The 2299-nt window shown below is 60.1% G+C and carries 3 protein-coding genes; all 3 read left to right on the forward strand.

Features of this window, described 5'->3' with window-relative positions; genetic code table 11:
• Nucleotides 1–185, forward strand: a 185-nt coding sequence (locus AC1DT2_RS21115; protein WP_477298522.1) for a hypothetical protein, incomplete at its 5' end; no start/stop codon positions are given.
• 425 nt (nt 186–610) lie between these two features.
• Nucleotides 611–1738, forward strand: coding sequence for a glycosyltransferase family 9 protein (locus AC1DT2_RS21120; RefSeq protein WP_477298523.1), 1128 nt, complete (start codon nt 611–613; stop codon nt 1736–1738).
• Nucleotides 1739–1772: 34 nt separating this feature from the next.
• Nucleotides 1773–2111: a phosphopantetheine-binding protein gene (locus AC1DT2_RS21125; protein ID WP_477298524.1), complete on the forward strand. Its 339-nt coding sequence runs from the start codon at nt 1773–1775 to the stop codon at nt 2109–2111.
• Nucleotides 2112–2299 lie beyond the last annotated feature (188 nt).

A 2299-nucleotide genomic window follows, 5' to 3' on the forward strand; every position in this document is an offset into this window, starting at 1 on the left:
TCTATGTACCCTATGGCGGGTGCAACATCGGCCTCGATACCGCTGACGCCTCAGGTAGCGACACAGCCCTCCGTGTCATCGAGCGATTCGAGACCACGCGCGGCAGTCCTCCGCTCCCGAAGGCGGTATCGAGGTCACGGCGAACACCTGCGCAGCCGGCGCATGGGGTCCACATCGGAGGCTGACGAATGAAAGTCGATGAGTGCACCTCACACCCTTTGTTCGGCATGTCCCTCGGCCAACGATCCGCTCGTGACCATCGAACCAGCTTATCGCTCCTCGTCGGTAGCGAGGCAGGCGAGGACCTGGTGGCCATGGTGACGCTCGAACACGTCGGGCTTCGTCTCGAGTGGGAAGCGCTCGTGTGGCGCGGACCGATCGTGCTGACGGAAATAAGCGGGAGCTGTGCCGACGTACCCGGCGTGGTCGAAGCTCAGATCCGCAATCGCATCGCCGAGCGTCCGGCAAGACCGCGGTCGACTGGGACGGTAAAGCGGATTGCGCGGATCGACCGATAGTCCAAGCAAGTTGATTGATGTCGAGTGGGTTTCTGACAGGTGAGCGTAAGCGCCTGCAAGTAACCTCAGCGCACTTGGGTCAGGCCACTGGAATGAAAACGAAACGTTATGTCGCTCCCACTGGAATCCATGGCATACGCCGAAAGATGTTTCGATGGATTTTCAGCCGTTTTTCAACACCGGTTTCGCCATCCACCCACGCACTCCCTGTGCGAGGCATTGACCGTATCCTGATCTGCCGCACCAGCCATAGCCTGGGTAACACGTTGTTGCTCACACCTCTCCTGGCCGAGCTGGAATGTGTCTACCCGGGAGCCGAGATCGACATCGTCACGCAAAGCCCGGTAGCGCATGACCTCTATCGAAGTTTCTTTCCATTACGGAGGGTCTTCCTTCTGCCCTCGCGATTTCTTCAACATCCGCTCATCGTATGGCGCGTGGTCAAAGCCATGCGCAGGACCTCCTATGACCTGGTCATCGATACCGACCATGGTTCCAAGACGGCGCGAGCACTCCTTGCTTTGGCTCACGGACGATACAAGTTAGGGTTCTGCGGACCTGAAAAAAGCGGCCAGGTAAACCACGCAGTGGCTATTCCCGAGCATGTGCACCACGTCGCCAAGCTGCCTGTATATCTGCTACGCCAGGCCCTTAATCGTGTTGATGGGGATGGCGCGAAATATCCGCAACCGGATATCCGTCTGTCCAGAATCGAGCGCGAAGACGGAAGCAGGGCACTATCACGCATCATGGGCGGTTCGAATGCATCAAGCCGGCGGGTCATCGGCGTGTTTGCCAATGCAACGGGGGCAAAACGACTCGAGCACCCATGGTGGACAGCAATGCTCGATCGCCTCGAAATACTCCTGCCAGGATATGCTGTCCTGGAGTTTACGCCGGTACTTGGCGCGTCGATGCTCGACCTTCGCTATCCGACCCAGTACTGCAGCGATTTACGCAAGCTTACCGCGGTGATATCCCAACTGGCTGCCTTCATCAGCGTCGACGGTGGCCTGATGCACGTCGCATGGGCGTCTGGAACGACTACGCTGGGTCTATTCACCAGCACCGATGTCGACACCTGGGGCCCATACGGAACGAACACCACGGTCATCAAGGCACGCGAACTCTCGCCTGAAACGGTCGCCGGCATCGCAGCCGCCCGGATCCGGCAAGCCTCGGCCCATGGGCCGGCGCGGCCAGCCTTGGCGCCGGTCTGATTTTGCCGTCGCCGCAAGCCCAGGAGTCGAAGCGATGAACGACCCAATCGAAGAACGCGTAGTCAACATCATTGCCAAACAGGTTGGCGCCGACCCGGCCGCGATCACGCTGGACGCCACGCTCGAAGTGTTGGGCATTGCGTCGTGCGAAGGCGTCGAGATGACATTCGCCATCGAGGACTCGTTCGATATCAACGTGCCCATGGGAGCGTGCGACCTGAAGGTCGCTACCGTCGGAGACATGGTCGACGCCGTTCGCTCCATTCTGTGGTTCTCGCCGCCGCTCCGCATTGACCTGCATCGGCGGGCGCCTCGATACCTGGGCAGCGTTCTGGGCGCCCAGGCCGTTCGCACGGCAACGACGAAGCGCTGAGGTAATGCGTGGACCTAGTCATTGCGCGTAGAACGCGCCTTGCTCGGCTTACCGACCTCGACGCGAGGCGAATGGCCGTAGAAGGCCTTATAGGCGCGGCTGAACGCTGCTTCGGATCGATAGCCGACACTCAAGCCAACCTGTCCCACTCGCGCATCGGGCTTACCTAGTAGCGTTCGAGCAAGTGC

This window comes from Luteibacter sp. P4_E6 (genome assembly GCF_056401535.1).

Bases quoted from the DNA above. Each gene is read 5' to 3' on its own strand.
- AC1DT2_RS21120 (WP_477298523.1), top strand. From the start codon at position 611: ATGAAAACGAAACGTTATGTCGCTCCCACTGGAATCCATGGCATACGC.
- AC1DT2_RS21125 (WP_477298524.1), top strand. From the start codon at position 1,773: ATGAACGACCCAATCGAAGAACGCGTAGTCAACATCATTGCCAAACAG.